Annotated in this window: 6 protein-coding genes; 4 read left to right on the top strand and 2 right to left on the bottom strand. The window is 60.0% G+C overall.

The window, feature by feature from the left end; genetic code table 11:
- Nucleotides 1-466 precede the first annotated feature (466 nt).
- Complete coding sequence (locus HX875_RS03050) at nucleotides 467-1,960, bottom strand: CoA-acylating methylmalonate-semialdehyde dehydrogenase (protein WP_177041508.1); 1,494 nt, start codon at nucleotides 1,958-1,960, stop codon at nucleotides 467-469.
- Nucleotides 1,961-1,999: 39 nt separating this feature from the next.
- Nucleotides 2,000-3,349, bottom strand: a complete 1,350-nt coding sequence (locus HX875_RS03045) for an aspartate aminotransferase family protein (RefSeq protein ID WP_010174133.1) — start codon at nucleotides 3,347-3,349, stop codon at nucleotides 2,000-2,002.
- Between the two features lie 126 nt (nucleotides 3,350-3,475).
- Here HX875_RS03045 and HX875_RS03040 point away from each other — a divergent pair, with 126 nt between their 5' ends.
- The 4 genes from HX875_RS03040 (at nucleotide 3,476) to HX875_RS03025 (ending at nucleotide 7,219) form a co-directional block, all read left to right on the top strand.
- Nucleotides 3,476-4,396 (top strand): LysR family transcriptional regulator, encoded by a 921-nt coding sequence (locus tag HX875_RS03040; RefSeq protein WP_010174131.1) that lies wholly within the window; start codon nucleotides 3,476-3,478, stop codon nucleotides 4,394-4,396.
- Nucleotides 4,397-4,483: 87 nt separating this feature from the next.
- Complete coding sequence (locus HX875_RS03035) at nucleotides 4,484-5,878, top strand: uracil-xanthine permease family protein (protein ID WP_177041541.1); 1,395 nt, start codon at nucleotides 4,484-4,486, stop codon at nucleotides 5,876-5,878.
- A gap of 87 nt (nucleotides 5,879-5,965) precedes the next feature.
- Entirely contained in the window at nucleotides 5,966-6,625 is a 660-nt protein-coding gene (locus HX875_RS03030; RefSeq protein WP_003211175.1) for a TetR/AcrR family transcriptional regulator, read from the top strand.
- A 12-nt stretch (nucleotides 6,626-6,637) separates the two neighbouring features.
- Complete coding sequence (locus tag HX875_RS03025) at nucleotides 6,638-7,219, top strand: IMPACT family protein (RefSeq protein WP_177041507.1); 582 nt, start codon at nucleotides 6,638-6,640, stop codon at nucleotides 7,217-7,219.
- Nucleotides 7,220-7,295 lie beyond the last annotated feature (76 nt).

Genomic DNA, 7,295 nt, shown 5'->3' with positions numbered 1-7,295 from the left:
CGGTTGGTTAAGATCTTTCGTCTCAACCGAGGCGCGCATTCTACAGCAGCCTCATTTGCTGTCAAGTGATTATTTTCAGAAGTTTTCGAGGAATTCCTCAACAACTTCAACCACTTGCGCTTCCGATCTCTCGTTAGCGGGAGGCGAATTCTACAGCGTTACACGCTGCTGTCAACACCTCTTTTTCTCCGCTTTCGACCGAGAAGATCGAATCGTTAACAGGGCCAAACTACACGACCTTATCAACTCCTTCTGGGCTTCGATGATCTGAAGCAACTCGCTGTCGAAACCTACATAACTCTTTGTTTACCAAGGAGTTTTCCGTTTCGACTGCGCCGGAAGTGGGGCGAATTATAGACTTCCAGAATCTGCCGTCAACCCCTTTTTTCACAATACTGTCATAAAGGTCAAAAAACCCGGAAAAGCAAAGGCCGGCCCCAAGGGGCCGGCCTTCTACGCCTGCAAGTTACAAACTTGGAAAGGCAAACTGCGACGCTTCATGGCTGGCCCGTTGCGGCCAGCGCTGGGTGATCGCCTTGCGACGGGTGTAGAAACGCACACCATCCGGCCCATAGGCATGCAAGTCGCCAAACAGCGAACGCTTCCAACCACCAAAGCTGTGATACGCCACCGGCACCGGCAGCGGTACGTTGACGCCCACCATGCCCACTTCAATCTCGTCACAGAACAGACGCGCCGCCTCACCATCACGGGTGAAGATGCAGGTACCGTTGCCATACTCGTGATCGTTGATCAACTGCATGGCCGCTTCCAGGCTGTTCACCCGAACCACGCACAACACTGGCCCAAAGATCTCTTCTTTATAGATACGCATCTGCGGGGTCACGCGATCGAACAGACTGCCCCCCAGGAAGAAACCCTCTTCATGCCCGGCAATACTCAGGCCACGACCGTCGACTACCAACTCAGCGCCCGAAGAAACGCCGTCTTCTATATAGCCACTGACCTTATCGCGAGCCTGGCCAGTCACCAGCGGCCCCATATCCAAACCGCACGAAGTGCCCGCACCAATCTTCAGCGCCTTGACCTGCGGCACCAGCTTGGCGATCAACGCATCAGCCACTTGGTCGCCGACACACACCGCAACCGAAATCGCCATGCAACGCTCGCCGCACGAACCATACGCCGCGCCCATCAAAGCACTGACCGCGTTATCCAGATCCGCATCCGGCATCAACACCGCATGGTTCTTCGCCCCGCCCAACGCCTGTACACGCTTGCCGCGCTTGGTTGCTTCGGAATAGATGTACTCGGCAATCGGCGTCGAGCCCACAAAGCTCAACGCTTTGACTTCCGGCGCTTCGATCAGCGCATCCACCGCGCCCTTGTCGCCGTGCACCACGCTCAGCACACCTTTAGGCAAGCCAGCTTCCTGCAACAGCTGCGCGATCAGCAGCGTCGAACTCGGATCACGCTCCGACGGTTTGAGGATGAAGCAGTTGCCGCAGACGATCGCCAGCGGGTACATCCACAACGGCACCATGGCCGGGAAGTTGAACGGCGTAATACCGGCCACCACGCCCAACGGCTGGAAATCAGACCAGGCGTCGATGTTCGGACCGACGTTACGGCTGTACTCGCCCTTGAGGATTTCCGGTGCCGAGCACGCGTACTCCACGTTCTCGATCCCGCGCTTCAGTTCACCGGCCGCGTCTTCCAGTGTCTTGCCATGCTCTTCGCTGATCAGTTGGGAGATGCGCGCTTCGTTCTGTTCCAGCAATTGCTTGAAACGAAACATCACCTGGGCACGCTTGGCCGGTGGCGTGTTGCGCCACGCCGGGAACGCCGCCTTGGCCGAGTCGATAGCACTTTGGATAGTTTCACGGCTGGCCAATGGCACCTGGTGAATCACCTGGCCCGTCGACGGGTTGTACACGTCCGCGGTGCGACCGTTTTCGGTCACCATCTGGCCGTTGATCAAATGCTGGATGAGGCTCATGCAGGGCTCCTGAAAAGTTGTTCTATATAGAAGGAGAAATCAGTCGATCTTGTTCAGCACTTCGCCGACCGCATCGAACAAGCGATCCAGGTCCTGCGGCTTGCTGTTGAAGGTTGGCCCGAATTGCAGGGTGTCGCCGCCAAAGCGCACGTAGAAACCGGCTTTCCACAAGGCCATGCCGGCCTCGAATGGACGCACGATCGCATCACCATCACGCGGTGCAATCTGGATCGCACCGGCCAGGCCATAGTTACGAATATCGATTACGTTCTTGCTGCCCTTCAAACCGTGCAGCGCATTCTCGAAATGCGGGGCGACTTCGGCCACGCTCTGCACGAGGTTTTCCTTCTGCAGCAGGTCGAGTGCCGCCAGGCCAGCCGCACAGGCCACCGGGTGAGCCGAGTAGGTGTAACCGTGCGGGAATTCCACCGCGTACTCAGGCGTCGCCTGGTTCATGAACGTCTGATAAATCTCGGTGCTGGCAATCACCGCGCCCATCGGGATCGCGCCATTGGTGACTTGCTTGGCAATGCACATCAGGTCTGGGGTCACGCCGAAGCTGTCGGCACCAAACATCGAGCCGGTACGGCCGAAGCCGGTGATCACTTCGTCGAACACCAACAGGATGTTGTGTTGATCGCAGATCTCACGCAGACGCTTCAGGTAACCCTGCGGCGGCACCAGCACGCCAGCGGAACCCGCCATCGGCTCAACGAATACCGCCGCGATGTTCGACGCATCGTGCAGTTCGATCAGCTTGAGCAGCTCGTCCGCCAAGGCGATACCGCCCAGCTCCGGCATGCCACGGGAGAAGGCATTGCTCGCCAGCAGGGTGTGAGGCAGATGGTCAACATCCATCAGGCCCTGGCCAAAAATCTTACGGTTACCGTTAACGCCGCCCAGGCTGGTACCGGCGATATTCACACCGTGATAACCACGGGCACGGCCAATCATCTTGGTCTTGGTCGCCTGGCCCTTGAGGCGCCAGTACGCACGCACCATCTTCACCGCGGTATCGGCGCACTCGGAGCCCGAGTCGGTGAAGAACACGTGGTTCAGGTTGCCCGGGGTCAGGTCGGTAATCTTTTCTGCCAGTTGGAATGACAATGGATGACCGTATTGGAAGCCCGGCGAGTAGTCCAACGTGCCCAGTTGCTTGGCGACCGCTTCCTGGATTTCCTTGCGAGTGTGCCCGGCGCCGCAAGTCCACAGACCCGACAGCGAGTCATACACCTTGCGCCCCTTGTCATCGGTCAACCAGCTGCCTTCGGCCGCCACGATCAGGCGCGGGTCACGATGGAAGTTACGGTTGGCGGTGTACGGCATCCAGTGCGCGTCCAGCTTCAGTTGGCTGGCCAGGGTGGACGGAGCGTTTTCGGGCATGTTCATGAGCAAAACCTCGCAAGGCAAAAGGCAGCGTAGGGATTTGAAAAGCGTTGTTGCAGCTAAATTGCCACGGGGATAAAGTCGGTGAAATCCAACTCTTCTAACCTTCAGTCAGGCCTTCACTAAACTATGAGCAGCCGTCGACCCGACCCACTCGCCCAAGTCAGCGACTTCGACATCCGTCTGTTGCGCATCTTTCGCAGCGTGGTGGAGTGCGGCGGCTTCTCGGCGGCGGAAACCGTATTGGGGATCGGGCGCTCGGCCATCAGCCAACAGATGAGTGATCTCGAACAGCGCCTGGGCCTACGCCTCTGCCAACGCGGGCGTGCGGGTTTTTCCCTGACCGAGGAAGGACGCGAGGTGTATCAGTCGGCGTTGCAATTACTCAGCGCCCTGGAAAGTTTCCGCACCGAGGTCAACGGCCTGCACCAGCACCTGCGCGGCGAACTGATCATCGGCCTGACCGACAACCTGGTCACCCTGCCCCACATGCGCATCACCCATGCCTTGGCGCAGTTGAAGGAGCGCGGCCCGGACGTGCAGATCCAGATCCGCATGATCGCGCCCAATGAAGTGGAACAAGGTGTGCTCGACGGCCGCCTGCATGTGGGCGTCGTCCCCCAGGCCAGCGCCTTGTCGGGCCTTGAATACCAGCCGCTGTACAGCGAACGCTCGCTGCTCTATTGCGCGGTCGGCCACCCGCTGTTTTATGCCGACGACAAGCAACTGGACGACGAACGCATCAACAGTCAGGACGCGATCGCCCCGACCTTCCGCCTGCCCGCCGATATCCAGGCTCACTACCAGGCGCTCAACTGCACCGCCAGCGCCTCGGACCGTGAGGGCATGGCGTTCCTGATCCTCACCGGCCGCTACATCGGCTACCTGCCCGATCACTACGCCAGCCTGTGGGTGCAACAAGGCCGACTGCGTGCGCTGAAACCGGCCACACGTTTTTACGATTTGAGCCTCGCTTCGGTCACGCGCAAGGGCCGTCGCCCTCATTTGGTGCTGGAAAGCTTTCTCGAAAGTCTGGCCGCAACGCGCTAGGACGGGCCCTAAAGAAAAACCTGAGCAACTGGACAGCTTTTTGCAAGGCATGGGGACCTAGAACCAACAGCCATGAGTTCCCACGCCATGCCGCCAGAATCCTCCAGCCCCAGCGACCTGATCTACGGCCTTAACGACCGCCCAAAACCATTGCCCGCTTTGCTCGCTGCGTTGCAGCATGTGTTGGCCGCCTTTGTCGGCATCATCACTCCGCCGCTGATCATCGGTTCCACCCTGGGCCTGACCGCTCACCTGCCCTACCTGATCAGCATGGCATTGATGGTTTCCGGTGTCGGTACCTTCATCCAGGCCCGTAGGCCGTTTGGCATCGGCGCCGGGATGATCTGCCTGCAAGGCACCAGCTTCGCGTTTCTCGGCGCCGTATTGTCGGCAGGGTTTCTGGTCAAGCAACGCGGCGGCAGCCCGGAAGACATCCTGGCGATGATTTTCGGCATTTGCTTCTTCGGCGCGGCGGTGCAAGTGGTGTTGAGCCGCTTCATCGGTCAGCTCAAAAGGGTCATCACACCGCTGGTGACCGGCATCGTCATCACCTTGATTGGCATCAGCCTGATCAAAGTCGGCATCACCGACCTGGGCGGCGGCTTCAACGCCCCGGACTTTGGCGCCCCGACCAACCTGGCACTCGGCCTGTTCGTGGTACTGACGATCATCCTGCTCAACCGTTCGAACACCCCGTGGGTACGTCTATCCGCCATCATCATCGGCCTGGCATTGGGCAGCCTCGCTGCCTGGTTCAGCGGAAAACTGGTGCCCCAGGCCCTGCCGGACTTGCCGTTGATCAGCCTGCCTACACCGTTCCGCTTCGGTTTCAACTTCGACTGGACGGCTTTCCTGCCGGTGGCGCTGATTTATCTGATCAGCACCATCGAAACCGTCGGCGACCTCACCGCCAATTGCATGATCGCCCGCCAGCCCATCAGCGGCCCTTCCTATATAAGCCGGCTCAAGGGAGGTGTACTGGGAGATGGCATCAGTTGCATGATCGCCGCCACCTTCAGCGCCTTTCCCAATACCACCTTTGCCCAGAACAACGGTGTGATCCAACTGACCGGTGTCGCCAGTCGCTACGTCGGCCTGTACATCGGCGTGGTGCTGTTTTGTCTCGGGCTGTTTCCGCTGATTGGCGCGGTGCTGCAACAAATCCCCAAACCTGTACTCGGCGGCGCAACCCTGGTGATGTTCGGCAGCGTGGCCGCCGCCGGCGTGCGCATCCTCGCCCAGGCCCCGCTGGATCGACGCAGCATGTTGATCATCGCCACCTCGTTCGGCGTGGGCCTGGGGATCGCCGCCCAGCCAAACCTGCTGCACCTGATGCCAACCCTGGTGCAGAACCTGTTTGACTCGGCCATCACCAGCGGCGGCCTGACCGCAATTGTGTTGTGCCTGTTGCTGCCTGAACCCAAGGCCACCACCGATGCCGCAAACCAGCCTCTGGAAAGCGACACTCTGGAGCCGCTTTGAGGGTTTTATCGTATCGGGACTTGTCTGGGGCTTGAGGGTGGGTTATCTGTGCACACGTCGTATTCATCGATCTGCACGGAAACCTCCATGAGCCTCGAAGTTCCTGCCCACAGCAACCACGCCGGAAAGCCTGCAAGCCGCATTCGGCAAAAGAACGAACAAGCGATCCTGCAGGCCGCCGAAGACGAGTTCGCCCGTCATGGCTACAAAGGCACCAGCATGAACACCATCGCGGCGAGTGCCGGGTTGCCGAAAGCCAACTTGCACTACTACTTCACCAACAAGCTGGGGCTTTATATTGCCGTGCTCAGCAACATCCTCGAACTGTGGGACAGCACCTTCAACACGCTGACCGCCGAGGATGACCCGGCCGCCGCCCTGACCCGCTACATCCGCACCAAGATGGAGTTCTCCCGGCGCCAGCCACAAGCCTCGCGGATCTTCGCGATGGAGATCATCAGCGGCGGTGAATGCCTGACCGAGTATTTCAGCCAGGACTACCGTGCCTGGTTCAGCGGCCGTGCGGCGGTGTTCCAGGCCTGGATCGACGCGGGCAAGATGGACCCCATCGACCCCGTGCACCTGATCTTCCTGCTGTGGGGCAGCACCCAGCACTACGCCGACTTTGCCACGCAGATCTGCCGTGTGACCGGGCGCACCAAGCTGACCAAGCAAGACATGGAAGACGCCGGCACCAACCTTATCCACATCATCCTCAAAGGCTGCGGCATCAAGCCCGCCCTCTAAACGAAGTCACCCATGCCTTTCACGCTTACCGGCCTTTGCGAGTTTCGCGAAGAAATTCGCAAAAGCCGCTTCATCACCCTCGCCGCCCCCATCGCCAGCCCCCAGGACGCCCAGGCCTTCATCGACCAGCACAGCGACCTGAACGCCACGCACAACTGCTGGGCCTGGAAACTCGGCGATCAATACCGCAGCAACGATGACGGCGAACCCGGCGGCACGGCCGGGCGACCGATCCTGGCCGCGATCGAAGCGCAGGATTGCGACCAGGTCGTGGTGCTGGTGATCCGCTGGTACGGCGGCATCCAGTTGGGCACCGGCGGCCTGGCCCGCGCCTATGGCGGCGGCGCCAACAAATGCCTGCAAGCCGCCGAACGCGTCGAGCTGATCAAGCGCGTGCCGCTGAGCTGCTCCTGTGGTTTTGCCGAGCTTGCTCTGGTGAAATTGCGGGTAGCCGAGCTGGGCGGGCTGGTGGTGGAAGAAACCTTCACCGCCAATGGCGTCGACCTGCAACTGGCCCTGGGCGAAGCCCACATCGACACCTTGCAAAGCCAGCTGGCCGACCTGAGCCGCGGACGCATTCTGCTAGCGCGCTGAAACTGCCCACATCTGCTGTGCACCTGCCTGTGGATAACCTGAGCACACTCGCCTGTAACCCTTCTGTCACAAGGGT

Origin of the sequence: Pseudomonas yamanorum, assembly GCF_013386765.1 — a bacterium.
GTDB lineage: Bacteria > Pseudomonadota > Gammaproteobacteria > Pseudomonadales > Pseudomonadaceae > Aquipseudomonas > Aquipseudomonas yamanorum_A.
This window is presented reverse-complemented; position numbering and strand designations above follow the sequence as displayed.